Annotated in this window: 30 protein-coding genes and 1 tRNA gene; 7 read left to right on the top strand and 24 right to left on the bottom strand. The window is 43.5% G+C overall.

What is annotated here, in order from left to right; genetic code table 11:
* Positions 1 to 26: 26 nt before the first annotated feature.
* Entirely contained in the window at positions 27 to 611 is a 585-nt protein-coding gene (locus AXI57_RS13855; protein ID WP_004430017.1) for a YhcN/YlaJ family sporulation lipoprotein, read from the bottom strand.
* A 171-nt stretch (positions 612 to 782) separates the two neighbouring features.
* On the opposite strand from AXI57_RS13855, the gene AXI57_RS13850 reads away from it, so the two are divergent.
* On the top strand, positions 783 to 1,172 hold the full coding sequence (locus tag AXI57_RS13850) for a hypothetical protein (RefSeq protein WP_238380200.1): 390 nt from the start codon (positions 783 to 785) through the stop codon (positions 1,170 to 1,172).
* A gap of 36 nt (positions 1,173 to 1,208) precedes the next feature.
* Here AXI57_RS13850 and AXI57_RS13845 read toward each other — a convergent pair whose 3' ends face one another.
* Positions 1,209 to 2,603: an L-cystine transporter gene (locus AXI57_RS13845; RefSeq protein WP_004430021.1), complete on the bottom strand. Its 1,395-nt coding sequence runs from the start codon at positions 2,601 to 2,603 to the stop codon at positions 1,209 to 1,211.
* 174 nt (positions 2,604 to 2,777) lie between these two features.
* Between AXI57_RS13845 and AXI57_RS13840 the strand changes: the two genes are divergently transcribed.
* A complete protein-coding gene (locus tag AXI57_RS13840; RefSeq protein WP_061670400.1) occupies positions 2,778 to 3,857 on the top strand; it encodes a GGDEF domain-containing protein in 1,080 nt (359 codons plus the stop codon).
* Positions 3,858 to 3,859: 2 nt separating this feature from the next.
* Here the strand turns inward: AXI57_RS13840 and AXI57_RS13835 are convergent, their stop codons facing one another.
* Complete coding sequence (locus tag AXI57_RS13835; RefSeq protein WP_061670399.1) at positions 3,860 to 4,699, bottom strand: MetQ/NlpA family ABC transporter substrate-binding protein; 840 nt, start codon at positions 4,697 to 4,699, stop codon at positions 3,860 to 3,862.
* Positions 4,700 to 5,210: 511 nt separating this feature from the next.
* On the opposite strand from AXI57_RS13835, the gene AXI57_RS21400 reads away from it, so the two are divergent.
* Together AXI57_RS21400 and cspB are read left to right on the top strand one after the other, a co-directional pair.
* Complete coding sequence (locus AXI57_RS21400) at positions 5,211 to 5,354, top strand: hypothetical protein (protein WP_155723732.1); 144 nt, start codon at positions 5,211 to 5,213, stop codon at positions 5,352 to 5,354.
* A gap of 258 nt (positions 5,355 to 5,612) precedes the next feature.
* Positions 5,613 to 5,813 carry a cold shock-like protein CspB gene (gene cspB, locus AXI57_RS13830; protein ID WP_004430034.1) on the top strand — a complete coding sequence of 67 codons (201 nt, stop codon included), beginning with the start codon at positions 5,613 to 5,615 and terminating at the stop codon, positions 5,811 to 5,813.
* 92 nt (positions 5,814 to 5,905) lie between these two features.
* Here the strand turns inward: cspB and AXI57_RS13825 are convergent, their stop codons facing one another.
* The 18 genes from AXI57_RS13825 to queG form a co-directional block, all read right to left on the bottom strand.
* Complete coding sequence (locus AXI57_RS13825) at positions 5,906 to 6,856, bottom strand: ABC transporter permease (RefSeq protein WP_004430035.1); 951 nt, start codon at positions 6,854 to 6,856, stop codon at positions 5,906 to 5,908.
* On the bottom strand, positions 6,849 to 7,766 hold the full coding sequence (locus AXI57_RS13820) for an ABC transporter ATP-binding protein (RefSeq protein WP_061670398.1): 918 nt from the start codon (positions 7,764 to 7,766) through the stop codon (positions 6,849 to 6,851). The genes AXI57_RS13825 and AXI57_RS13820 overlap by 8 nt, the downstream gene beginning before the upstream one ends.
* Before the next feature lie 16 nt (positions 7,767 to 7,782).
* Complete coding sequence (locus AXI57_RS13815; protein ID WP_061572433.1) at positions 7,783 to 8,481, bottom strand: ABC transporter ATP-binding protein; 699 nt, start codon at positions 8,479 to 8,481, stop codon at positions 7,783 to 7,785.
* On the bottom strand, positions 8,478 to 8,849 hold the full coding sequence (locus tag AXI57_RS13810; protein WP_004430038.1) for a GntR family transcriptional regulator: 372 nt from the start codon (positions 8,847 to 8,849) through the stop codon (positions 8,478 to 8,480). Before AXI57_RS13810 ends, AXI57_RS13815 begins: the two co-directional genes overlap by 4 nt.
* A gap of 6 nt (positions 8,850 to 8,855) precedes the next feature.
* On the bottom strand, positions 8,856 to 9,635 hold the full coding sequence (locus tag AXI57_RS13805; protein WP_061670397.1) for a hypothetical protein: 780 nt from the start codon (positions 9,633 to 9,635) through the stop codon (positions 8,856 to 8,858).
* 166 nt (positions 9,636 to 9,801) lie between these two features.
* Positions 9,802 to 10,170 carry a hypothetical protein gene (locus tag AXI57_RS13800; protein ID WP_061670396.1) on the bottom strand — a complete coding sequence of 123 codons (369 nt, stop codon included), beginning with the start codon at positions 10,168 to 10,170 and terminating at the stop codon, positions 9,802 to 9,804.
* Between the two features lie 12 nt (positions 10,171 to 10,182).
* Positions 10,183 to 10,713 (bottom strand): NAD(P)H-dependent oxidoreductase, encoded by a 531-nt coding sequence (locus AXI57_RS13795; RefSeq protein WP_004430043.1) that lies wholly within the window; start codon positions 10,711 to 10,713, stop codon positions 10,183 to 10,185.
* Between the two features lie 21 nt (positions 10,714 to 10,734).
* Positions 10,735 to 12,345, bottom strand: coding sequence for a DHA2 family efflux MFS transporter permease subunit (locus tag AXI57_RS13790; RefSeq protein ID WP_004430044.1), 1,611 nt, complete (start codon positions 12,343 to 12,345; stop codon positions 10,735 to 10,737).
* A gap of 40 nt (positions 12,346 to 12,385) precedes the next feature.
* The gene (locus tag AXI57_RS13785) at positions 12,386 to 13,051 is read right to left on the bottom strand and encodes an HlyD family secretion protein (protein ID WP_010788040.1); all 666 of its coding nucleotides are present in this window, start codon (positions 13,049 to 13,051) and stop codon (positions 12,386 to 12,388) included.
* A 41-nt stretch (positions 13,052 to 13,092) separates the two neighbouring features.
* Complete coding sequence (locus tag AXI57_RS13780) at positions 13,093 to 13,551, bottom strand: MarR family transcriptional regulator (protein WP_061670395.1); 459 nt, start codon at positions 13,549 to 13,551, stop codon at positions 13,093 to 13,095.
* Positions 13,552 to 13,736: 185 nt separating this feature from the next.
* Positions 13,737 to 14,915, bottom strand: a complete 1,179-nt coding sequence (gene yhbH / locus AXI57_RS13775) for a sporulation protein YhbH (protein WP_004430054.1) — start codon at positions 14,913 to 14,915, stop codon at positions 13,737 to 13,739.
* A gap of 196 nt (positions 14,916 to 15,111) precedes the next feature.
* Positions 15,112 to 17,007 carry a serine/threonine protein kinase PrkA gene (prkA, locus tag AXI57_RS13770; RefSeq protein WP_061670394.1) on the bottom strand — a complete coding sequence of 632 codons (1,896 nt, stop codon included), beginning with the start codon at positions 17,005 to 17,007 and terminating at the stop codon, positions 15,112 to 15,114.
* 372 nt (positions 17,008 to 17,379) lie between these two features.
* Positions 17,380 to 18,045: a hypothetical protein gene (locus tag AXI57_RS13760; protein WP_061670392.1), complete on the bottom strand. Its 666-nt coding sequence runs from the start codon at positions 18,043 to 18,045 to the stop codon at positions 17,380 to 17,382.
* A gap of 44 nt (positions 18,046 to 18,089) precedes the next feature.
* Positions 18,090 to 18,767, bottom strand: coding sequence for a polymer-forming cytoskeletal protein (locus AXI57_RS13755; protein WP_061670391.1), 678 nt, complete (start codon positions 18,765 to 18,767; stop codon positions 18,090 to 18,092).
* Positions 18,768 to 18,779: 12 nt separating this feature from the next.
* The gene (locus AXI57_RS13750) at positions 18,780 to 19,412 is read right to left on the bottom strand and encodes a YhbD family protein (protein WP_004430065.1); all 633 of its coding nucleotides are present in this window, start codon (positions 19,410 to 19,412) and stop codon (positions 18,780 to 18,782) included.
* 91 nt (positions 19,413 to 19,503) lie between these two features.
* On the bottom strand, positions 19,504 to 19,986 hold the full coding sequence (trmL, locus tag AXI57_RS13745) for a tRNA (uridine(34)/cytosine(34)/5-carboxymethylaminomethyluridine(34)-2'-O)-methyltransferase TrmL (protein WP_087941860.1): 483 nt from the start codon (positions 19,984 to 19,986) through the stop codon (positions 19,504 to 19,506).
* 37 nt (positions 19,987 to 20,023) lie between these two features.
* Complete coding sequence (locus AXI57_RS13740; RefSeq protein WP_013390449.1) at positions 20,024 to 20,986, bottom strand: amidase domain-containing protein; 963 nt, start codon at positions 20,984 to 20,986, stop codon at positions 20,024 to 20,026.
* Positions 20,987 to 21,019: 33 nt separating this feature from the next.
* Complete coding sequence (queG, locus tag AXI57_RS13735) at positions 21,020 to 22,180, bottom strand: tRNA epoxyqueuosine(34) reductase QueG (protein WP_004430074.1); 1,161 nt, start codon at positions 22,178 to 22,180, stop codon at positions 21,020 to 21,022.
* 84 nt (positions 22,181 to 22,264) lie between these two features.
* On the opposite strand from queG, the gene AXI57_RS13730 reads away from it, so the two are divergent.
* Positions 22,265 to 22,888 (top strand): hypothetical protein, encoded by a 624-nt coding sequence (locus tag AXI57_RS13730; protein ID WP_010788032.1) that lies wholly within the window; start codon positions 22,265 to 22,267, stop codon positions 22,886 to 22,888.
* A 90-nt stretch (positions 22,889 to 22,978) separates the two neighbouring features.
* On the opposite strand, the gene AXI57_RS13725 is transcribed toward AXI57_RS13730, so the two are convergent.
* Positions 22,979 to 23,052 (bottom strand) — tRNA-Gly (locus AXI57_RS13725).
* 204 nt (positions 23,053 to 23,256) lie between these two features.
* Between AXI57_RS13725 and AXI57_RS13720 the strand changes: the two genes are divergently transcribed.
* On the top strand, positions 23,257 to 23,457 hold the full coding sequence (locus AXI57_RS13720) for a helix-turn-helix transcriptional regulator (RefSeq protein ID WP_004430080.1): 201 nt from the start codon (positions 23,257 to 23,259) through the stop codon (positions 23,455 to 23,457).
* A gap of 1 nt (position 23,458) precedes the next feature.
* Positions 23,459 to 23,935: a hypothetical protein gene (locus AXI57_RS13715; RefSeq protein ID WP_061670390.1), complete on the top strand. Its 477-nt coding sequence runs from the start codon at positions 23,459 to 23,461 to the stop codon at positions 23,933 to 23,935.
* 44 nt (positions 23,936 to 23,979) lie between these two features.
* Here the strand turns inward: AXI57_RS13715 and rpsN are convergent, their stop codons facing one another.
* Both rpsN and ssuD read right to left on the bottom strand, forming a co-directional pair.
* Positions 23,980 to 24,249 (bottom strand): 30S ribosomal protein S14, encoded by a 270-nt coding sequence (gene rpsN / locus AXI57_RS13710; RefSeq protein ID WP_004430086.1) that lies wholly within the window; start codon positions 24,247 to 24,249, stop codon positions 23,980 to 23,982.
* 188 nt (positions 24,250 to 24,437) lie between these two features.
* Positions 24,438 to 25,574: an FMNH2-dependent alkanesulfonate monooxygenase gene (gene ssuD, locus AXI57_RS13705; protein WP_013390448.1), complete on the bottom strand. Its 1,137-nt coding sequence runs from the start codon at positions 25,572 to 25,574 to the stop codon at positions 24,438 to 24,440.
* Position 25,575 lies beyond the last annotated feature (1 nt).

Raw genomic sequence — 25,575 nt, 5'->3', positions numbered from 1 at the left:
ATCCATGATGCGGCTTTTTTTCATTGTTATTCAGCGTTAGGGAACACACGCTGTACCATCTGTCCAAATTCATCAAAGAATCCTGCTACCGGATCGCCATTTTGAATCCGATCGCCATAACCCTGCATCCGCTCTACAAAATCTGGGTTTGCAGAAACAAAGACATTGTCAATCGTTTTATCAGCAGATCTGACCTTATCTGAAATTTTCTTTTTCAGTTTGTTTTCAACTTCGCCTTTTTGTCCATTTGTCAGAACAACGGCCACATATGCTTGATCTCCGGCTACTATGACATTTGCATGTTTTACCTCTTTTAGATCAGTTATCTTATCAGCCGCCTTGTCCGCTACTTCCAGTTTGCGGTTCTGATTGTCATTCATGTTGTTGTCGTTGTTGGCGTTGTTATCGACGTTATCGTTGACGTTGCCATTACGATCATTATCAACATTGTTCATATTTCTTGTCCCGTCATTCTCCGGGTTGCGGTAGTTTACATTTTCGGGCCTGTTATTATCACGATTGCCTTCTCCTTGATTAGCCATACCGCATCCAGCAGTTATGAGCAAAGGGATGAGAAACACAGACATGACAGCTTGTTTTTTTCCAAACATTTAAATTCCTCCTTTATCACTTTACTTATAGGTTTTTCTAATCAGCTTTATTTATGCACAAATAAAAAATACAAATTCCTCCACAAAAATGCTTTTCCAAGGTGAAAGAAAAGGGATAAAAAGCTTTGCGCAGGAGAAAATAGCAATAAACGTATAACTGAAGGAGGGTTCATATTGTTTAAACAAAGAAAAGGGATCAATCCGGCCGCATTGCTGATCGGTTCATCTGTACTTCTTGCAGCTTTATCGCCAGAAGTGCGCAACTGGGTTCGCGGTTTTATGGCTGGTCGAATGAATAAAGAAGATTCGCAGCAAATGAAAAAAGATTCTCAACAGCAGACGGCCGGCACTTCCGATGTAGGGAATATGATCAAGCAGGCGTTTGGCGGGGGAACCCAAACCCAGCAGCAGTCCCATCAACAACAGCAGCAGGCGTCACCCGCGGAAAGAAAGCAGCCGCACTACGCTGAACCGATTCACTTTGACGAAAGTGCCGTAAACGTAATGAATGACAACACGATCATGAATATGATTGAAGATTTAGAACCCGGAAGCCATTAAAAAAACGTGTAATCCGTTTTGGATTACACGTTTTTCTTATGCCCCCTCTTCCGCTTCAATTACGGTCGATTGGTCATTAAATACTGCTGTATCAATATCTTTTGTGGCTTTACTGGTGATCAAGCCTGCCGTCATACTTCCGCTGACATTTAATGCTGTCCGTCCCATATCAATTAATGGTTCAACGGAGATCAGCAAACCAGCGAGCGCAACCGGCATATTCAGTGCAGATAATACAAGCAGAGCGGCGAATGTGGCGCCTCCTCCGACACCCGCTACACCGAAGGAACTGATTGCGACAACCGCGATAACCGAAACAATAAACGCAGGATCTAACGGATTTTGCCCGACTGTCGGAGCAATCATTATCGCAAGCATCGCGGGATAAATACCGGCACAGCCGTTTTGGCCGATTGACAGCCCGAAAGAACCGGCGAAGTTGGCAATACCTTCTGGCACACCCATGCTTCTTTGTGTTTTGATATTAAGCGGCAATGAGCCCGCGCTTGAACGTGATGTAAAAGCAAAGATCATGACAGGCAGCGCTTTTTTCACATACATAAAAGGATTTAAACCGCTGAATGTCACGAGCAGCAAATGAATGATAAACATAACGATCAGCGCCGCGTATGAAGCAATGACAAACATACCGAGCTTTAAGATGCTGTCAATATCGCTTGTCGCAATCGTTTTCGTCATAATGGCCAATACACCATAAGGCGTCAGCCTCAAAATTAAGGTCACAACGCGCATGATGATGGAATATACGGCATCAACCATCTTTTTAAATGTTTCCGCCTGTTCCGGCTGCTTTCGTTTAACCCCGAGAAATGCGACACCAAGAAAAGCGGCAAAAATGACAACCGCAATCGTAGATGTCGGTCTGGCTCCGGTAAAATCAAGGAACGGATTGCTCGGCAGCAGTTCGATCATTTGCTGCGGCAGCGTTTTCGCCGTCATATCCTCGGATTTTTGCTCAAGCTCTTGCCCGCGTGATAATTCAGTATCACCTTGGTCGATTTGGATCGTTTGAAGATCAAAAGAAAGGGCAGACACGATACCCACTGCGGCAGCAATTGCTGTTGTCGCAATCAAAATGCCGAGAATCAATCCGCTGATTTTTCCAAGATTTTTTGTGAGTTTTAATTTGGTAAAGGCTCCGAGAATCGAAATAAACACAAGCGGCATGACAATCATTTGGAGCAGTTTGACGTATCCGCCCCCGGCAATATTAAACCAGTCTGCCGTCTGCGTAACAATATCCGAGGCAGGCCCGTAAATCAACTGCAGCGCAAACCCAAACACAATTCCGAGCCCAAGAGCGGTGAAAACACGTTTAGAAAAGGAAACGTGTTTTTTTTGCATAACAAACAGCCCTGCTATAAGTAAAATAATGATGAAAAGATTTAAAATGACTAATAAAGTCGCCAATTCAGGTTAACACTCCCTTACAGATTTTCCTTTTAAAAATATATTACACAAATTCCTATGGGTCAAGTAAGAATTAATGATTCATTTCTTTCTGGATAAAAAAACCTTTCTCTATCCCGTTTTTATCCTTTTCATTCCACCGCATCTTTAGTAACGTATATACGGGTGATTGATATGTTAAAAGAACTTTTTGTAAATTTGACCATTTTAATTACATTTAATTATCTTTTCACCTTCCTATTTAAAGAAACGTTAATACATAAAGAAGACCGCCTGCCCTTTCAGATATTAAAAGGTGCATGCTGCGGGCTCCTTGGGGTTTTTCTGATTATCTTTGGTTTTACCTACCATCATTCCATCATTGATTTAAGAAATATACCCATTATGATTGCCGCTCTTTATGGAGGTTGGGTGTCTACCGCGACGGCTTTTGCCATTATTATGGCCGGCCGTATACTGATCAGCACAAATGCCTCTGCACTTTATTCGCTGGTCACAATCATCATCGTTTCCGTGATTACGCTGCTTGCTTCAAAACGAAAAAAGCCGGATGTACTAAGAGCTTTTTACGTGTTGCTGCTTGTGAATGTTGTTTCTTCCGTTATGACCTACTTTGTATTGCATATTCATTCTGCCGCGCTTCACATGTATTATTGGCTGCTGTCCTCTTTGGGAGGCATGCTGAGCTTCTATTTAATCGAACACGAGGCAAAGGCGCACCTCTTGTTCAAACAATATAAATTTCAAGCGAACTACGACTTCTTAACCGGAATTTTTAATAAGCGAAAATTCGAGGAAGTCATGCACCAGTTCTATAAACAGGCGGGCCGTTCGCCTTCCTTTCAATTCGCGCTCATTTATTTAGATATTGACCGCTTCAAACAGATTAATGATCAATACGGCCATCATGAAGGCGATCAAGTACTGAAAGAACTCGGAGCGCGCCTTAAGCTCAATACACGCACCTCAGATCCCGCGGCCCGCATTGGCGGTGAGGAATTTGCCGTTCTCCTGCCGAATTGCACTCATGCAAAAGCGGTGCAAGTTTCCGAACGAATCAGACAAGCTGTATCCGGTGAACCGATTATACTGTCGAGCGGCGATAAGCTTTCCGTCACTGTCTCCCTCGGGACAGCCCATTACCCCCTGAACGCAGATCAGCCGGAAACATTGCCGCTGATAGCCGATCAAAAGCTTTACCAAGCCAAACAAACAGGTCGAAATAAGGTATGTTATTCCACAAAAAAAGAATGAATTCATTGTGTGAATTCATTCTTCCAATCTGAAAGGCTTTTTAACGGGAGAAAAGCAGGTATCAAGTTTCCGTGATATTCTTTTTCAATAAACGCAGCTGTATCGTCCGAATGGTATAGTTCAAGGATGTTTTCCAGATTTTCACGATCCCTGTCCTCCGCTCTGACAGCAATCATGTTCATATAGACCTCCGCAGTCTGTTCAGCTCTTTGTAAAGCATCCTTTTCCGGGTGAAGGCCTGCTTTTTCAGCGTCTTCCATAGTGAGAACAGTAACGTCAACATCATCCAGCCTTCTGTATGCTTCCTCTTTTGACACTGTTTTAATTTTTAGATGTCTTGAATTATCCTTTATCATATCCATTGATCCATTTCCGTTAAATCCCTTTTTCAGCTTAAGCAGCCCTGCTTCTTGCAATAACATAAGCGCTCTTCCTAAATCAATTCCTTCATCCGGTAAAGCAACAACAGCTCCATTCGGAATATCTTTTATCCGTTTATATGTCTTTGAATAAATCCCCATTCCCGCTATGTACGTCGTTCCGAGAGGTGCGAGTTTGTCCTTGTACTTTTTTGTGAACGCTTGAAAATAAGAAATCGTTTGAAATGCGTTGGCATCAATTTCACCGTTGGCAAGGGCCATATTGGATTCTCCGTAATCCGAAAATTCTATCGTCTCAATTTGTTGGCCTTCCTCCTCGGCTTTCCCAGCAATAAAATCCCAAATTGCTCGATCTGAATCATTAATGCCGATTTTAATCGTTTCGTTTTCTGCTGATGTTGAACATGCACTAAGTGAAATGACTAAAATGAGGAACAAACAATATGCAAGCCATTTTTTCATGGCGACCATACTCCCTATCTATTTATTAGAGCATTTATTGAGGTTGCAATGGCGAACATGCCGCGCATAAAAAAGCTCCCGCTTATAAAATAAGAAGAAGCCTATAAACGCTCACAGCCGGAGCACCCTCTCCTATACTTTCCAAGCCTTATGGCGGCTTACCGGAATTGGAACAAATCCAACTCCCTTCGCCTTTATGCAGAAGAAGTTTATGTATGAGTATCATCTTGTATTTGTAACATTACCTTACCTATTTATTGTAGGCTTGTCAATTGCTTGCGTCCCGCCGTGGCGGCAGACAGTGCTACTGTTTATCCAGCCGCCCGCAGAGATATTCGGATAAGAAGAAAACCCTTTCAGAAAGTGAGGAATAATCATGAAGGAGAACTATATTAATGGGAAATGGATAAGATAAGATCAGATCAAAGCATTGAAGTGACAACCTCCGCTCCAGGAGATATTGTCGCAGAGGTAGCATACGCCGGCAAGAAGGAAGCCAAAAAAGCGTGTTGTGGTCGGCGATGCAAAAGAGCTGACAGAAGTATGGCAAGCTGACGAACGTGTGAGAAAAATATCATTCACCGGCCGTGAAGGCGGATATTACGGCATTGAAGAATTTATCGAAATCAAATACACCTCTGTCGCTTTGAGATAAGGCAGGCTGATAGGCATATATCGAGATTTTAGATCGATTTCCCCGAATGAATATCAAAAGGAAAGATAATGTGCTCTTTTCTGAAAAAAATTGTGTTTAACTGTTGTTTTTTCTTTAAATTACTGGTAGAGTAAAGATAATTATTTTTGTTCGAACTATCTTTAAGAAGAAAGTTTTGTAAGAGTTTTCGTCTTGGAAGTTTGTTTAAGAGCAAGAATAGTGAATTTAAGCGTTATGATCGCTTTAGGAGGAAATTGCATGTTAGAAGGTAAAGTAAAATGGTTCAACTCTGAAAAAGGATTCGGATTCATCGAAGTAGAAGGTCAAGACGATGTATTCGTTCACTTCTCTGCTATTCAAGGCGAAGGCTTCAAAACTTTAGAAGAAGGCCAAACTGTTTCTTTCGAAATCGTTGAAGGAAACCGCGGACCACAAGCTGCTAATGTAACAAAAGCATAAATGTTTTGAAAACTGCAGGCTCATGCCTGCAGTTTTTTTGTTTTGTAATAAAAAAGCTGTTTTCGCATTGTGGCGAAAACAGCTTTTTTCTGTTATGTCGCGATATCCCTTTTTAAGAAGACACCGAATGCGAGCATTTGAAAAATGACAAAGTAAATGACAAGCATCACGATGGAGAAGGTCATCGTCATTCCCTCCACTAAAGGTGTACCGTCAAGATACTGCGTTAAATCTGTATTGGCAAATAAAATATACTTTGCCCAGTCGAACTTCATTGCTAAAAATCCAGTCGCCGTACTGCCCATGACCAATAGGAAAATGGAAAAACCAACTGCAAGAGAACTGTTTCTGAACACAGCCGACAGCATGAAGGCCATTGTTGCAAGCATAAAGGCCGATATCGATTCGTAAAGATACGTTTTCGCCAAGTAACCGATGATGCTTTGTTCGACCACATGACCGTCCTTATACACTAAGTGGACATTAGCCGCAGCATCTCCGCCTGTCCCGAAAAAGAGCAATCCGAGAAGGGTTGAGCCGACAAATAAAAACAACAGCAAGCCCAGACCAAATAATAGCACGGTAATGTATTTGGATAACAGAATTTGAAAACGGCTGAGCGGCCGGATGACCAACAGCTTAATAGTGCCCCAGTTAAACTCGTTCGCAACAATTCCAGCTGCGATTATGATGGTAAACAGTCCGGTAAGCATGGTTAACATTGAGGAATCTGTTACGTACGACCAAGCCGTATATCCTGTATCAGTCGGAAGATTGTGATCAATGCGGTATTCGTTTACTGCAATCTCTTTTTTTAAATTTTTCACAAGGATATCATTGCCTGGATTATCTTTGATTTGCTTCTTCATATCGGCATTTTCAGCCTGAAGCTCCTGCTTCCATTTCGGATTGGCCTCATCAGATGAAAAATGGTTGGACAAGAGAGCAAAGCCGACCATGGAAACACCAAGAATCCCAATCATTACCCATGTTCCGACTCGGCTGAAAATTTTTATCCACTCGTTATATATCAGGTTAAGCATGTTGAACCTCCTCTTTTGTTCCGCCGGTGATTTCTAAGAAACGGTCTTCTAATGATTTTGTGACCAGTTTTACTTCATATAAACGAATCTGCTCCTGTACCAGCAGTTCAATTACGGCCGGCACTTCCTGCTTGGACAGCTTGATTTCCACGCCGTTCTTCTTGTTCACGCAATCATACTCCTTCAGAACAGAAGCGGCTTCTTTCAGCTGCTCCATATGGAAGAAATATGTATCTTTCTCTTCTGTTTCTTCATCTCTTACATTCTGAATATCTATAAGCTTTCCTTTTTGCAGGATAGCGATCCTGTCACACATCAGTTCCATTTCCGACAACAGATGGCTTGAAACGATAACCGCCATTCCTCTTTCCCGCGTCAGTTTTTTTAAGTGATCTCTGATTTCTCTGATTCCTGCCGGGTCCAGGCCGTTTGTCGGTTCATCTAAAATCAGCACTTTAGGATCGTGGAGAAGACATTGCGCCAAACCAAGACGCTGCCTCATTCCAAGTGAGTACGTCTTCACTTTGTCATGAATTCTTTCTTTTAACCCGACCAGTTCAACGACTTCATCGATCTTTTCTTTCGTGATGCCTTTTATCATTCTTGCGTATTGCTGAAGGTTTTTGTAGCCGCTTAAGAATTTATACAGCTCAGGATTTTCCACGATTGCTCCGACGTGTTTGACGGCCTGGGCGTAGTTTTTTGTGATTGATTGGTTGCAAATCACAACATCGCCTTGTGATAACTTCATTAAACCGACCATCATTCTGATTGTCGTTGTTTTCCCCGCTCCGTTCGGTCCCAAAAAACCAAACACTTCGCCTTCCTGAACCGTAAAGCTCAGATTATCAATGATCGTTTTTCCATTTATTTTTTTTGTGACATTCTTTAGTTCCATTACATTTTGCATCAAATTCCCCCTCTTTCTAGTAAACTTGTATGTTCGACTTAAACCACTCCAGCACAGACATGCCTTCTTGTTCGCGAATCTCTTCCACGTTTCGCTGTGCGGCCTTTTCTCCGTTCACAAGCACAATCACTTCATCAAGCAATGTTTCGATTTCTTCAATTTCATGCGTGGCAATCACTACGATCTGATGCTCAAAATCAATATAAGATACCAGACTGTTCACGATGGATTCTCTGACCATCGGATCAAGCCCGGAAAAAGGCTCATCCAGCAGGATAACGGACGCCCGTCTTGATAAAGCGAGTACGATCTTAAGCCTGCCCCGGTTTCCCTTGGAAAGCTGCTTAATCTTCTTGTCAGGCTGCAGCTTCATTTCCTCCAGCAGCTTATACGCTTTTTCGATTTGAAAATCAGAAAACTGTGATTGATAGAAAGCAAGCATATCCTTTACTGTGAACCGGGGATAAAACATATCCAGTTCCGTGAGATAAGCCGTATGCTGAACCATATCTCTGGTTACCGGCTTCCCATCCGCTCTGACAGATCCTGAAGTCGGAAACATCAGTCCGCCCAGCATTTTTAAGGTTGTTGATTTCCCGCTCCCATTCGGCCCTATAAGTCCATAGATTTTTCCCGGAGACAGGGAAATGGATACATCCTTCACAGCGGCATGACGGCCGTATTGTTTAGACACATTGTGAAGTGTAATATTCATTTTCGGCCTCCTTCTGCATGCTTTTCTATCCCTTCCAGCATTTCCTCTTTTGTTAATCCAAGCTCTTTCATTTGCATTACGAAGCTTTCACACACTTCTCGTGTAAGCCGCTCTTTCAGCTCATCGACAATTCCGGCCTTTTCTGTGATAAATGTTCCTTGCCCTCTTCTTGTCTCCACAATTCCCAGCCTTTCCATCTCACTGTAGGTTCTTTGAATCGTATTGGGATTTACTTTTGTTTGAATGGCCATTTCTCTGACAGACGGGAGCTTGTCACCGGGGAACAGCTCCTTTCTGACCAGCCGGAAAAAGATTTGGTCAGCAATTTGCAAATAAATGGGCTTGGAAGAATGAAAGTCTTGTTTCATATCCTCTTACACCTCAACTTTTCGCTGAAGAAGCTTTGAAGCAAGAAAAAGAAACACGGCTGCCAACACCAGCATAACAGGGAGCGTAAGATAGGATAAATGAATTGTTTTCATTTCCAAACTCCACCCTATTGACTTTTTATAATGAAATTGAAAGTCACCATAAACTGTGAAATACCACAGCCTATCCAGCGGCTTCAACAAAGTCGCCAACCCATATCCTTCGATCATATACCACCCTGCTCCAAGCAGGAAACAAATGATCCATCGAAATCTTCTGAGTGCAGAAGAACAGGCTTTCAGGGAATGAAAAACGGTCCACAGCAACATGAGTGCAGCTGATGTATAAGCAGTTAAAAACAATCCATAAAGATTGAAGATCAATATCGTGCCAGTCAGCGGGATATCATTTAATACAATTGCTTTTGAGTCAAGAAAATGGTAAAGAAAAACACCATAGCCTGTAAGCAAAATCTGTGAAATGAGCTGATACAAAAGACTGGCAGTCAGTTTAGACAGCAAAAGCCTGACCGCACCGTTCGGATTATAAAGCCATAGCTGGTTTTTGCCCTCTAAACGAAGGTGACAGTAAATAAGCACAGGTGCTAAAAATACTTGAAAAAAAATGATCATAACCAAGAAACCAAAAACAGTTAACGGTTCATCAATCAGATTTTGAAGTCCAAAGCTTACTGCCACTAGAAATATAAGGCCCCCAAGCCATGTGAAAAACCACATTGTTGATAAAGTAAGATCCTTTTTCACCAAGCCCCAAAACGAATTCATCTCTTTCCCTCCCAAATCACACAATGTGTATGACTCACATAGTACACTAGATCACAAAAAAATACAACATAACCCATGGGTAAAATTGATAAAAATGATGATAAATACATGTTAAACAATAAAAAAAAAGCAAACCCGTCATGACCTGACGGATCTGCCTTCGTGGTTACTTCTTTTTAGTTTTCATGGAGAGCAGCGCATCACGGTAGCTGCTGTCCTCCATTTTGTCGCTCTCTGGTTTGACCTCTTCCTGGTCAGCAGAATGTTTGAATTTTTGAAGCGCCTGCCTGTATATATCATCACCCATTGAATCAGCTTTCTTCTTTTGGGAATCGGCTCTTTCAGCGGACGGGGCATGCTCAGCAGCCCGCTGCTCCGCCGGGTAATTCACTTCTGGTGTTTGCTCGGCAGGTTCGTTCACTTTTTCATTTGTTTCTTCTTTGATGTCTTTTCCAGCAGAAGTGTTACGGACGTTAAACGTGATAAGACCCGCAATCACAATGACAGCAGCAATAATTGCTAGAATAATGGCCATTTAACCCTCTCCTTACTGTCCGGCTGTTACATTACCTGTGACTTGGGTGACGCGTCTTCCTAAAGCGCGCCCCAATTGAAGCCCTTCATCAGACATTAATACGTCACTGTCAACAGGGCAGGTGACACCCGCTCCGTAGTAAGAACCGTACAGAGCATTTTCAGGGACATTGCCCGGAAGGCCGACAACGATCATGCCTTGGTGGAACATCGGTGTAATCAAATTGTGCATTGTCATTTCCAGACCGCCGTGTGTTGTGGCAGTTGTACAGAAGACCGCGCCGACTTTATCAATCAGCTCGCCTTCCGCCCACAAATAACCCAATTTATCAATCCATGTTTTCAATCCGGAACTGATAGTCCCGAAATGCCCCGGGCATCCCCAGATGATGGCATCCATATCCTTCAGCTTGCGGATATCCGCATGATCCACATGATCGATAAATACTTCAGCGGCACTGTTTTCTCTTGCTCCTTCTGCGATTGATTCCGCAAGAAGCTTTGTATGTTCGCCTTCACTGTCGTATACTACATAAATTTTCATTCAGGAAACCCTCCTGTCAGTTTAAGATTCCTTCACTTCTTTTGGAGCCGGAAGCAATGAAAGCTCCTCTTTTTTCTTTTTCTCCGCGCGTTTTTTGTCTTTTCTCACGTCACGCAAGAAGAGGCTTAAGATAACGCCGGCAACGGAGAATAATGTCGCCCACATAAACGCGTCATTGATACCCATGACGTTGGAATCGAGCATCGCGTGTTTATAAATATGTGAGTACACATATGTTTTCGCTGTATCAAGAGATACATTCATGTTAACCATTATGGACGAAACCGCGTTTTGGAACGAATGCATAAATGTTGGGTCCGCTGTATTCGTTTTATCAGCAATTTGTGAATAATGGAATGTCGTGCGGTTCGTATAAATAGTTGTGATTAAGCTTGTTCCGATTGAACCAGAGATTTGGCGAAGCGTGTTGCTCATCGCTGTCCCGTGGCTGTTTAAACGGGCCGGGAGCTGGTTCATACCTGCTGTCATAACAGGCATCATTAACAATGACATACCGAATGCGCGAATCGCATAAACGAGCATAATGTGCGTATAAGATGTATCAATTGTTAATTTAGTGTATTGGAATGTTGTCACAACCGTAATCAGAAGCCCGATAATCGCAAGCGGTCTCGGACCGAATTTATCAAATAAAATCCCTGAAATCGGCGACATTATCAGCATGACGATCGCGCCCGGAAGCAGCAGCAGTCCCGATTGTAATGCCGTAAAGCCGACGAGGTTCTGCAAGTAGATCGGCAGCAGGAACATCCCTGTGTACAACGCTACTGTAATAATAATATTAATGATACTTGAAAGTGAGAAAATGTCATATTTAAACACTCTGAAATCTAGCATCGGTTCTTCAGCTCGTAATTGCTGAACGACAAACGCGGCGATCGCGATCACACCGATGATGACGGTAGAAAGAACGATCGGGTCACTCCAGCCGTCAGAACCGGCTTCACTGACCCCGTAAAGCAGAGAAGCAAATCCGACAATTGAAAGGAACGCTCCAAGAGTGTCCAATTTAATTTTTTGCGGCTCAACCATATTTTTAAATAGGAAAAGCGCTAATATAATGACGAGCGCACCAATCGGCACAAGACCGTAGAACATAATACGCCATGTATAATGTTCAATGATCCATCCGGAAAGAGTCGGGCCGACCGCCGGTGCGAACATCATCGCAAGACCGAAGATCCCCATCCCTTTCCCCCTGCTTTCAGGAGGGAAGATAAACAGAATGGTTGTCATAACTAGCGGCTGTAAAATTCCTCCGCCGACGGCCTGGATTAAACGGCCGATTAACATTGTCGAGAAGTTAGGCGCCATTCCGCAGACTAACGTACCAAGAGTAAAGCAGATCATGGCAACGAGAAAAAGAGAGCGCTGGCCAAAGCGTGTAATCAGGAAAGCCGATAACGGGATCAAAACACCGTTAACCAGCATATAACCGGTTGTCAGCCACTGAATCGTCGTTGCGCTCACGCCAAACTCAGTCATTAAATGGGGCATTGCCACGTTAAGCAGCGTCTGGTTCAAGATTGCCAGGAATAAACCGGCCATCAGCACAATAAGCAGTGACATAGGGCTTTTTACTTTATTTGCATTGACTGTTTGTGTAGCCATCTAAGACAACCTCCTTTCATGGTTTGATGACTGATCTGTTTTATTCAGAAATTTTAACAGATGCGTTCATCCCAGGAAGCACCTTGTCAGATGGGTTGCTGATTGAAATTTTAACAGGAATTTTTTGAGTTACTTTTGTGTAGTTTCCGCTTGAGTTTGTTGACGGAAGCATGTCAAAAGTAGAGTTTGTCGCATAACCGATTTCCTCAACTGTTCCATCGAATGTTGTATCTGCGTCGCCGTCGACCACGATATCAACTTTGTTTCCTTCTTCAATATCTTTAATGTCTGTTTCTTTAATGTTAGCTGTGATATATAGGTGATCCATATCAATTGTTTGTGCAATTGTTGTACCAGCCTGAACGGTTTGTCCGTTTTTCACTTCGTTTTTCACGATTGTTCCATCCATGATGGATTTGATATCAACTGACTTTTCGCCTTTGATTTTTGCAACAACATCGTCTTTCTTCACTTCTTTGCCTTCTGTAAGGTTCCAATCTGTCACTTTACCCGCAACAGGAGCTGTAATGGCTGACATATCGCCGGCTACCTTAGCTTCATCAGTTTTTACATAGTTTGTGCTTTGATAATAGTAATAAGCACCTCCGCCAATAATTGCAAGAACAACAATCAAACCGATAATGTTGGTCAGTATTAAACGTCCTCTGTTCATTTTGTTTTCTCCTTTCGTTTCTTCCTCTATCATTTTGTGGAATGATGGTTAAAATATGTGGGAAAGTTTTTATTTCAGCTTTTTTTTGCACAGCCTTCAGCCAGTTTCGACAAATTTCCAGCCAGCTTGCCCAAATATTGAAGTTGATCTGCGTCAAGCTGCCGATAAAGGCTCGCTGCTTTTCTCGCATACTGAATAGCTGCTTGTTGTAAAAGATCTTCCCCTTCATCGGTTAACTGAATCATTACGATACGCCGATCATCCGGACTGTCATACCGAACCATCAAATGACGCTTGCAGAGAAGTTCTGTCATTCTCGTTACCGATGCCGGCTTGAGATCGAGCGTCAGAGCCAATCGGCTGAGCGCGGTGCTTCCGCTGTTATGAATTTTAAACATCAGTAAATATTGAAGAACTGTAATTTGAAATGGTTCAAGCACAATTTCCAAGATCATCTTCTGTTTTTTATAGATGGCCCGCGACGTATCGAAAAGCTGTTCAAATGTGAGCAAAGCACGATCTGATTCAGTCACCTGTTTTTCACCTCATTCCCCAATAATAGTTCACAAGATAAAATATTAATAAATGAAAGAAGATTTGTCAAAGGGAAAGTTTCATTTTTTTTCAGCTTTTTTTAGTAACCGTTTTCAGTTTCTGACACAAAAAAACCCATTAAAGGACCGGGCACGCACCGGCTCTGTAATGGGCTCATATAGCATTATGAAAATTGATGGCTTACGCCTGCCTCTTCTTTTTTAAAAAAGTTTTTCAGCGCCTGAAAAACGTCTGATTTCTGCTTCAAAATATAATGTTTAAATTTTTCATCTTTTACATTTTTGTAGGCGGACATTAATGTCGAATGTCTATTGTACTGATTAACCTCGCCGTAGCAGAACAAATTTGCTTTTTTCATAATATCATTGACCAATTTGACGCACCGCGCGTTGTCAGAGGTCAAATTATCTCCGTCTGAGAAATGGAACGGGTAAATATTATAGCGGGCGGGGCTGTATTTCTCATCAATTAATTCCAGCGATTTGCGGTACACTGAAGAACATATCGTCCCCCCGCTTTCCCCTTTTGAAAAGAAATCTTCTTCTGACACCACTTTAGCCTCGGTATGATGGGCGATGAATTCTATTTCCACCGTTTCATACTTTGTCCGTAAAAAACGTGTCATCCAGAAAAAGAAGCTTCTTGCCATATATTTCTCCCAGACACCCATAGAGCCGCTTGTATCCATCATCGCTAAGACGACAGCTTTTGACTCAGGTTTTGTCACGTCATTCCATGTTTTATACTTTACATCCTCAGGAAATATCGGATAGAATGACGGCTTGCCTGACATCGCGTTTCGCTTGTAAGCCGACATCATCGTCCTTTTCTTATCAATATTACCCGTTAACCCCGTTTTGCGGATATCATTAAACTCAATATCAGTGGTGACGATATCGTCCCTTTCCTTCTGCTGCAAGTTCGGCAGCTCCAGTTCACTGAACAACGCTTCCTCCAAATCCATTAACGAAACTTCAGCTTCGTAATAGTCTTCACCTGCCTGATCGCCTGCTCCCTGCCCTTTGCCAGGACCCTGTTTCTTATCTGAGCCGTCTCTTGCTACAACATCTCCTACCTGGCTTTCCCCGTCTCCTTGGCCTACATGTTTGTTTTTATCATAGTTATAGCGAATTTTATATTCATCAAGTGAGCGGATCGGAATTTTCACGACATCTTTTCCGTTAGACATAATAATGCTCTCTTCTGTGACGAGATCCGGCAGATTGTTTTTAATGGCCTCCTGCACTTTTTTCTGGTGGCGCTGCTGGTCATCAAAGCCTTTGCGATGGAGGGACCAGTCTTCCTGTGAAATCAAAAAATGGCCGCTGTCATTTTGGGACATGAATTCCCCTCCTTAACCAATTGTGGTCGTGATACATACGTATTCCGGCTTGTGCTGAATTATGAAACAAGTCTTTCGAAAAGATTTATATTTATCATATGCAGAAGGGTACAAACAATTGCCAAACAATTTCGAAAACGGGACAACATGTATGTGAGTGTAAAAGAACCCGCCCTTGACGGACGGGTTTCTCATTTTATCGGTTCAGCAGGCTGCCGACATACTTCAGCAGCTCGTTTGCGCTTGTGGAATTGTAGCCATGTTCATCAATTAATCGGGCCACAACTTCATTTACCTTTTTAAGCTGCTGCTCATCCGGCGTCTTGGTTGATGTCGTAATTTTAACCACATCTTTGAGATCGGCGAACAATTTTTTCTGAATCGCCTCACGAAGCCTTTCGTGGGAATTATAATCGAACCGCTTGCCCTTTCTTGCATACGCGGAAATACGAATTAAGATTTCTTCGCGGAATGCTTTTTTCGCATTTTCAGAAATGCCGATTTGTTCTTCGATGGATCTCATCAGCTTTTCATCCGGGTTCATTTCTTCTCCGGTCAGCGGATCGCGAAGCTTATTTTTATTGCAATAGGCTTCGACGTTATCTAAGTAATTGTCCATCAGCGTTTTTGCAGATTCTTCATATGAATAGACAAATGCTTTTTGGACTTCCTTTTTGGCGATGTCGTCATACTCTTTGCGTGCGGCCGAGATAAAATTCAGATAACGCTCCCGGTCTTCACTTGAAATAGAAGGATGCTGATCAAGCCCTTCCTTTAAAGAGCGCAAAACATCAAGCGAATTGATCGACTCCATATTTTTTCTGATGATGGTGGAGGAAATGCGGTTAATGACATAACGCGGATCAATGCCGCTCATCCCCTCATCATTGTATTCCTTTTTCATATCCTCTACGTCAACGGAATTAAAACCTTCAACGCTCTCTCCGTCGTACAATCTCATTTTCTTCACCAAGTCTATGTCAGACCGCTTTGGCTCCTTCAATCTGGAGAGAATCGAAAACATGGCGGCGACTTTAAGTGTATGAGGCGCAATGTGAACATCCGCCACATCGCTTTCAGAAATCATTTTGTCATAAATACGCTCTTCCTCTGACACCTTCAGGTTATAAGGAACGGGCATCACAATGATTCTTGAATGAAGGGCTTCATTTTTCTTATTGGAGATGAACGAGCGGTACTCCGTTTCGTTCGTGTGGGCTACGATAAGCTCGTCGGCCGAAATTAAAGCAAACCGCCCGGCTTTGAAGTTCCCTTCCTGCGTCAGTGACAGCAAATGCCAGAGGAACTTTTCATCACATTTCAGCATTTCCTGAAACTCCATCATTCCCCTGTTTGCTTTATTCAGCTCACCGTCAAAACGGTATGCGCGCGGATCTGATTCGGAACCGTATTCAGCAATCGTTGAGAAATCAATGCTTCCGGTTAAATCCGCAATATCCTGTGATTTCGGATCAGACGGACTGAAGGTTCCGATTCCTGTTCTTTTATCTTCGGAAAAAAAGATTCTTTCCACTTTTACATCTTCAATTCTTCCGCCATACTCTTCTTCAAGCCTCATTACATTAAGCGGAGAAAGATTGCCCTGAATGCGGATGCCGTATTCTCTGTAAAAATCTTCACGTAAATTTTGGGGAATTAAATGGAGCGGGTCCTCGTGCATCGGGCAGCCTTTGATCGCGTAGACAGCGCCGTTATCGGTCAGGGAGTATGCTTCAAGCCCTTTTTTCAGCATCGTGACAAGGGTGGATTTTCCGCCGCTTACAGGACCCATTAACAGAAGAATCCGTTTTCTGACATCGAGCCTTTTGGCTGCCGGGTGAAAATATTCCTCTACAAGGCGCTCCAGAGATTCCTCAAGCCCAAACAGCTCCCGATCAAAAAAGCTGTATTTCTTCTTTCCGCCGCTCTCCTCGATTCCGCTGTCTTTTATCATATTAAAAACACGAGAATGAGCAGATTGCGCGACCATTGGATTTTCTTTAATAATCTCCAAATAATCAGCGAATGTTCCTTCCCATTTGAGACGCTGCTCTTCCTCTCTGTACTTTTCAATTTTCTTTAATATATCCATAAGGACCTCCTCTATCATGTTTGATGCGCTGTGCAAATAAGGTACTTTGATACAATCTATGCGGTGATCTGATGATACATGCTTTCGTTTCTTAAAAATGAAGAGAGTTTGTCCGTCATTGACAAGAATGACTCGAACCCTTCATAATGAAGAACATACAGAATCATCCAGACCGGGCAGCAAAGGGAAAAATGAAGAGGGGGAGAGATGGTGAAAACAATCATCATGATGGGGGTCATTCTCACTTTTTTGGTCTCAATTTTTACAGCTGGGTACGACAGCAAGCCAGGAAAGAAATAATGGAATATAAAGAAAGGGTGCCTGATTCGTTCAGGCACCCTTTTCATCATGAAGCACAACAATGTTTCGTTATCATTTTTCTTCATTGAACTTGCCGCTTTTTAAATACTCGAGTTTCCCGATTTTACAGCCGGGGCCGATCTTGATATGTTTACCTCTGACAACAGCCGCTTGTGTGTTTTCGATATAAATAGTGTCGCCTTCGATGAGATCGGCTGTCAGAGTGCCTCCGCGTTTGAAAAAACCGGGGTTATTTTTTATCGTAATGGACGTGCCCCCGATTTCTTTTACGGAGCTGCGCCCAAAGCGCAATCCAATGGCTACCTCGCCGGCATTCAGCAATCCACCAACCTCCAGGCTTCCCGACAAGCGAAAGATCTCTGTTTCACAATCTCCCTTCACCCTCAGTGTTCCTTTGACATCACACGAATGTCCGGCCGCACTCCCGGCTGCGTCTGCCGTTCCTTTCATTTTCATTTCTTCAAAATGCAGGTCATCTCCGACTTTCATTGTTCCGAAAATGCCGATATGCTGAGCGGTCAGACTTCCGTCGACCTTGCTTTCTCCAAAAACGGTAAACTTCTTTACTTCCGCGTCTCCCAAGAAACGCCCTGTGCCGAAAATCCGGCAGCCGTTGCTGACCAAGCCTTCACCGATGATCCCTTCTCCTCTGATGGTAACCATATGATAGGCTCCTCCGGCTGCGCTTCCCGATCCGTTCAACTTCAAATTCTCCATGAGAGCTCTCCTTATATCCTCTGGCTTTTCACTACCGTCGCCGACTAATCACATTCAAATTGTCCGCTGTATTCCACAAGCTCAATGTGGCAGCCAGGACCAATCTTCACTGAATTTCCCCGGACAATCTTTGCCTTTGTATCTGCTAGGTCAATCTCATCTCCCTCGATTGTATGAGCCGTTAAAACCGGAGAAGGCAAAAGCTTGAACAGAGACAGCACCCCGCGCCGGCTTTTGACCACAATGCGCCGGCAGCCGATTTCTTGCGTCTTGCTTTCCCCGGCGGAAAGTCTGATATTCACGTCGTCGGCGTTAAGAAGACCGCCCACTGAGAATTTCCCTTCAGATTGAAACGTTTCAATCTCACAATCTTCCGCGATGGAGGCTTTACCTGAAATTGTGAGATCCTCCCCTTTGACAAACCCGCCGAACGAGGAAAAACCAGCGACTTTCACTTTATTCGCTTGAAGATTTCCATGAATAGATGCCGATCCGTTAATATGAATAGAATCTGCCTCAACGGCTCCGGTTATCTTTCCAGATCCGCTGATGATCACATCTTCCGCTTTGACTTTGCCATCGGCTTTTCCGCTGCCGTTAAATCTGAGAGATTCACATTCGATATCTCCGGTCACAATGCCGCTCCCATTAATTTCAACGGTTTGAAACTTTCCTCCTTTTGAACTTCCTGATCCATTGATAATAAGCTTTTCGTTATTCATTCGCCGCTCCTCCTACAATAATTTTGCTTTTAATTCTTCCGAAGCCTCTGCCAAATCTATTTTCTCTGCAATTTTTACTGCTTTCTCAAAAATGATCGGCTCTGAAGAAGCAGCGACAAAACATGTCGTGATGCCGAGTTTGCGTAATATAATCAATTCGGTATGTTTCTTTATCTCAGAAAGGCCAGACTGGTTCAGCACTTCCACTGCCATTTTCCCTTCATCAAGACTGATGTTTCCAGATTGGAGAAGCCCTTCAAGCACATAGGCTGACAGTATGTCCTGATAAGAAAAATACACGTTGGCCGTATCGCGCAGCTTTAGAAAAACAGACAGAACTTCCGACGAGATCAGTCCTCTTTCAACCAGCTCGCCTCCGGTTATTTTCATGTCCTTGACTCTCGGCGACAGCATATCCCGCATTTCATCCAAGGATAGATTTTCCTTCATTTCTTGAATTTTCGATACTCGTTTCAATATTTCTTCACGCGGAAAAAAGGTTTCTTGCCCGGTAAAAGTTGATTTGCGAATAAACCACTCCTCAGGAATTAAGTTTTTTCGTTTCCATCGGTATAGCTGGCCGTATGATATCGAAGTCTCTTCCAGCAAGTCCTTTTTAGAGATTAATTGTTCGTGTTCCTCCATCTTTCCAACTCCTTTATGTCGTATTGTAACATAACACTGTTACGTTGTTAAATAAAAAAGAAATCCGCCCATTCATATGAGCGGATTTCGGCTATTTCAAGTCTCTGTAATTCTGCTGGCGCAGTGCCTCATAGACGAGAATCGCCGCTGTATTTGACAGATTCAGTGATCTCACGTGCTCTGTCATAGGGAGACGCAGACAGCGATCCATATTTTTTTCAATCAGATCCTTTGGCAATCCGCTAGTTTCTCTGCCGAAAACAAAGAAATAGTCTTCGTCAATGTCAGTGTAATCAAATGACGTGTGCGGCTTTTGGCCAAATTTCGTGATGAGGAAAAACTGCCCCTTTTGGTAAGCCTCAAATAGTTCCTCCAATGAGTCATGATAAACGACATTTACGAACTCCCAGTAATCGAGTCCTGCGCGCTTGAGCATTTTGTCATCAGTTGAAAATCCGAGCGGGCGGATCAAATGAAGCGTTGTATTTGTTGCTGCACAGGTACGTGCAATATTCCCTGTGTTTGCGGGAATTTCCGGTTGATATAAAACGACATGTAGTGCCAATCTGTTCACCTCTGTTTTTCTTTTCCGCCCACCATTATATCATTAATTATCCCTTTGTCGTATCATCCGTAATATGAAAAAATACATATCTGATAGAAGGTGTGTACGCTGTTGAATCTTCATATGACCAATATCTCATACGGCTGTCATAGGATTGGGCGTTCACCAGCGGCATATTGCTTTTATCCTTCGCCACGACGATCGTTGTGTGATTGAAGCGTCCGTCCCCTTCAAAGTCATAGCAAATAACATCACCCGGCACCAGCTCCTCGGCAGACGAAACCTGTACCGCGCGCAGGCCGGCCTTCGATTTGGCTAAATACATTTTCATTGAATGGGCAACAGTCCAGCTGTAGCTCCATGAGCTGTCCTTCATCCACCAGCCTGAGCCTCTATTCGGATAGCCCCGCATCGGTGCGCTGCCTGCATGGAGGCACTGTGAGATGTAATTGGTGCAATTATCACTAAAATTTTTATACGCAGCATTTCGTTTATTCCAGTATTTTTCCGCATACTGAACCGCTGCCAGACGGTCGTATTGAAACGCTCTGCCAAATCCTTCTCTTTCCTCATTCGTATACTCAATGATACTCTGCCCTTCGGAAAATCCGGCAGGCTTTTTCACAACTTCTTGGTCCTTGATCAGCATCTGGTTATAAATAAACGCAGTTCGCTCCTCTATTTGTTCTTCTATATAAAGGGTTCCGTCCTGCTCCTTGCAAAGATACTCTGTGTGTATGGTATACGTCATACAGGTTGTTCCGTCATCTTCTACATGTGTATTCCTGATAACGGCCTTCGCCTTCGCTTTTATAATCTCAACTTTTCGCTTTGCCAAGAGTTTCTTTTTCCGGTCAATCACATCTGCATCACCGACTTGGCGCTCTTGCCTCATTTCAAGCCCATTCACCAAGTAACCAAGCCGCTCCTCCGCTAAACTTTCTAAAATGTGCTTCAAGCGCTCCACCCACCATGCTTTTTTATAGAGAAAAAACACTTGATTCTGCATACAAGTGTTTTTTCAATCCTCTATCAGCATATGTCAGGACAATCCCTGTTTAGTCTTATTGGCCGCCTTTAATAAATCAATCCCTTTTTCAATTTCACGTTTGGCTTCTTCATCTTTTTCTTTCGCAAGCGCACGGTTCAGCTCTTCGGCATATTCTTGATCGCCGATTTTCCCGATTGCCCACGCGGCAGTTCCTCTGATGACAGGGCGCGGGTCCTGATGCATAAGGGCTGCCAATTCAGGTAAAGCCGATTGGTCTTTAAAGTGGGCGAGCGCCAAGATTGCGTTACGCTGAATCGGCTTCTTGCCGCGCCATGATCCTGACACGTGGCCGAATTTCTCCTTAAACTCACGGTTGCTTATTGTCAAAAGCGGCTTTAACAGCGGCTTTGCAATCTCCGGGTCCGGCTCCATTTGCGGATGAAGGTGAAAATCTTTTCCTTTATTAATCGGACATACGGTCTGGCAAGTATCACAGCCATACAGCCGGTTTCCGATTTTCGTGCGAAATTCATCTGGCAAAAACCCTTTTGTCTGCGTAAGAAAAGAAATGCACCGCTGAGCATTAAGCTGTCCGGGGTTCACAAGAGCGCCGGTCGGACAGGCATCAAGACATTTTGTACATGAACCGCACATATCTTCAATCGGCACGTCCGGCTCAAAGGGCACATTTGTGATCATTTCCGCCAAATAGACATAAGACCCGTATTCAGGTGTCGTGATCATACAGTTTTTCGCGCTGAAGCCTATGCCGGCCCGTTCTGCCACCGCACGGTCAGACAGTTCTCCTGTATCAACCATGGACTTTGTCCGTATTTCTTCATGCTTGCTTTGCAAAAAAGCCTCCAGAAGATCAAGCTTTTCACGAAGCACATCATGGTAATCTTTTCCCCAGGAAGCTCTGCAAAAAATACCGCGGCGCGCGTCTTTTGTACTTCTCGGCGCATCTTTCATTTTGGAAGGATACGCAAGCGCGATAGCCACGATGGATTTTGCTTTTGGCAAAAGAAGCGTCGGTGTCACTCTTTTCTCCACATCAGGCTCTTCAAAACCTGACAGGTAGCCAAGTGATTCCTGTAAAATCAAACGGTCTTTTAAGCTTTCGAAAGTGTCAGCGGTGGTAAAGCCGATCTTGTCCACCCCGATGCTTTTCGCATATTCAATTAATTCTTCTTGCAGCTGACGAATATTCATTTTTTGCACAGCCTCCTTTCTTTGTGAATCACCTCTAAGCCGCGTATAATAGATGAGTACTATTCCGGATTGGAGTGACGTTAGTTGGAAATCCATCTTGACCCTATAATAACTGAACGGGCACACGGTTTACACACTGCGGCCGTCCTATATGAGCATATTGAAGTCGGCCCGTCTCCGCAAATGCTGAAAGGCAGACTTCGCTTATTTCAAGAATCTCTTTATTTTGATTATGCCGATGGCGGAATATCCGATCAGCCCTTCGTGAAAGAATGGCAGCAGGTCTTTAAACAGCTGCACCCTTCTTTTGAAGGACAAATCACACCCGTTGAACAGGTGCTCTTGCTCATTTCACGCGAACAGTTCATAGAGAGCAAGGATTCAGCCCATGATACCACAAATTTTTTCTCATTGAAATATTCGCTTCCCATCATGGTATATGATGCCGGACGGCTTCATGCGCCTGTCCGTCTTTCAGTCGGCGAAAAGGAAAACATCTTGGCCTTTTCCGATCAAAACGGCGTATTTGGCGATTTTACAGGATTGACGAATCACGCACCTGTCACACCTGACACAAAACAGCTCTTACAGCTTGTCTTTTTTCCGCCTTCTTTTGAAAAAGACAAAGCGAATAAGCTGCTGGAATCATTAACAAAAATGTTTGAGCAAATTCACGGCGGCTCTCATACCGTTCATTGGCTTACATAAAGACACGCCTGAAACGTGTCTTTTTTCACATAAAAAAACGCAATACTTCGTTTATCTGAGAAACGAAACACTGCGTTAATAACGTATGTATGGAGCGGGTGATGAGAATCGAACTCACGACATCAGCTTGGAAGGCTGAGGTTTTACCACTAAACTACACCCGCGTCAGAATATCGCGGCAACAGCACCGCATCGACTTTTCTTATATTACAGGTTTATTAATTTTTCGTCAAGGGAATATTAAATTTTTTGTCGAAAAATATTATTTTTATGAGCAAGACCACAAAAATGTTAAGTAACATTTACATAATGTTAAACATACTTTACAATATAAGAAAGTGAGAGAATTAAAGGCGGCGGATGTCATGATGAATAATAAGGTGAAAGAGCTTAGAGCGCGATTCGGTTATTCTCAGGAAAAACTCGGGGAAGCAGTCGGCGTGACAAGACAAACGGTAGCAGCAATTGAAAAAGGAGACTACGTTCCCTCGCTGTTAGTGGCTTTAAAAATCTGCAAAACATTCTCCATGGCTATGGAGGACGTTTTTTGGCTGGAGGAGGAAATGTAAAATGAACATGAAAATAAAAGCAGCGTTTCAGCTTGTGCTTTTTGCCCTTGCCTGCTGGACAATTATTACTTATTTTGAAGCATCAAAAAAGGGGGCTTTATTTTTCAGGACCCCATCAGGCGGAATGGAATTTGAGATTAACATTACCCCGTTTATTCTCTTTTGTATCGGAACCGCCGTTTACCTCTATGTTCAGAAAAAGATGGGCCCGAAGTCAAAAAAAGGCCTGCTGCTTCCTGATGAATTTGAAGAACAGGATGAGAGAGAACAGATGTTGACAGCGAAAGCATGCCGGGCCTCATACGTTGCCGTTTATTTTTCCCTGCCAATCGCAGCCGTCCTGCTCATTTTTTACCCATTATTCCAATCACACATCCCCTTCTTTCCCATCTTACTCGTATTTGCCATCATGATTGTGCAGCATCTAGCCTATGTTATCTCTTTTCATAAAAGCACAAAAAACTCCGGCACCATATGAATGGACGGAGTTTTTATTCACAAAAAGAAACAGCAATCTCTTTATTACCAGCTAGCTTTTTTCACACCCGGGATCTGGCCTTTATGCGCCAGCTCTCTGAATGCAATCCTGGACATTTTGAATTTTCTCAAGTAACCTCTCGGACGGCCTGTTACCATGCAGCGGTTATGAAGCCTTCCTGGAGCTGAATCTCTCGGAAGCTTGCTTAGCGCTTCATAATCTCCCTTTTCCTTCAATTCTCTTCTGATTTCTGCATATTTTTCAACAAGCTGCTGCCGTTTTAATTCTTTTGCCACTTTAGATTTCTTAGCCAAAAAATAAAACCTCCCTTCAATCGTAATAATTACGATTTAAAATTTATCATGTACAAATGAAAAAAGCAAGATTCCCGCTTATAAAAATCGCCTGTCCTCTTATTCTCTCAATACAGCCTTTCTTTCCATTTTCTTGTTCGCTCATTACAAAAAAGGCGAACAAGAAAATGGCTTTCAAAGGCTCTGACTTACACGCTCAATTTTTTCTTATCCGGGAAATGGCTGTTCCCGATAGCCTCTCCTGTAACAGCTTGTAATCCCTTCGTGCGTTCATTGTCAAAAGGCAGAAGCGGAAAAACCAGCTCAGCAAGGTGATACGCCTCTTCTAAATGTGGATAGCCGGAAAAAATAAATGATTCTATGCCCAGTGCCTTATATTCCAATATACGTTCGGCAACTGTTTCAGGATCGCCGACAAGCGCTGTGCCTGCTCCTCCTCTTACCAGCCCGATGCCTGCCCAAAGATTGGGGCTTACCTCCAGCTTGCTTCTGTCACCATTATGAAGGTCTGACATTCGCTTTTGCCCTGAAGAATCTGCCCTCCGGAGTGCTGCCTGCGCTTGGGCGATTGTATCGTCATCCAAATGGCTGATCAATCTGTCGGCCGCATTCCACGCCTCCTCTGCCGATTCTCTGACAATGACGTGAAGCCTGATACCGAAACGGACGGATCTTCCCTCTTTTTCCGCTTGTTTTTTGACTGTCTCTATTTTTTCTTTCACACTTTCCGGCGGCTCGCCCCATGTCAAATATACGTCCGTATGCTTTGCTGCCACTTCAATGCCGGCGGCGGAAGATCCTCCGAAATAAAGGGGAGGGTGCGGCGTTTGATGCGGCGGAAACAATAGATTCCCGTTTTCCACTTTCATATGCTTTCCTTCATAGTCAACGGTTTTCCCTTGCAGCAGCCCTCGCCAAATCGTTAAAAATTCATCTGTCGCTTCATAACGCTCATCATGGCTGATAAACAGTCCGTCACCCGCCAATTCATGCGCATCGCCGCCGGCTACAACGTTAATCAGCAAACGCCCTTCTGAAATCCGGTCAAGAGTAGATGTCATTCTCGCAGCGACAGACGGCTGCATAAGGCCCGGCCTGACAGCCACTAAAAATTTCAAATATCTTGTTTCCGCTGCCAATGCCGACGCGGTCAGCCACGGATCTTCGCATGATCTCCCGGTGGGCAGCAGCACACCCGTATATCCAAGCCTGTCGGCTGCTTGCGCTACTTGTTTAAAATAGGAATGATCGGCCTGTCTTCCGCCTATTTTCGTTCCAATGTACCGGCCGTCTCCATGTGTTGGAATAAACCAAAGAATCTCCATC

The sequence above is a fragment of the Bacillus atrophaeus genome (genome assembly GCF_001584335.1).
GTDB classification, from domain to species: domain Bacteria; phylum Bacillota; class Bacilli; order Bacillales; family Bacillaceae; genus Bacillus; species Bacillus atrophaeus.
This window is presented reverse-complemented; position numbering and strand designations above follow the sequence as displayed.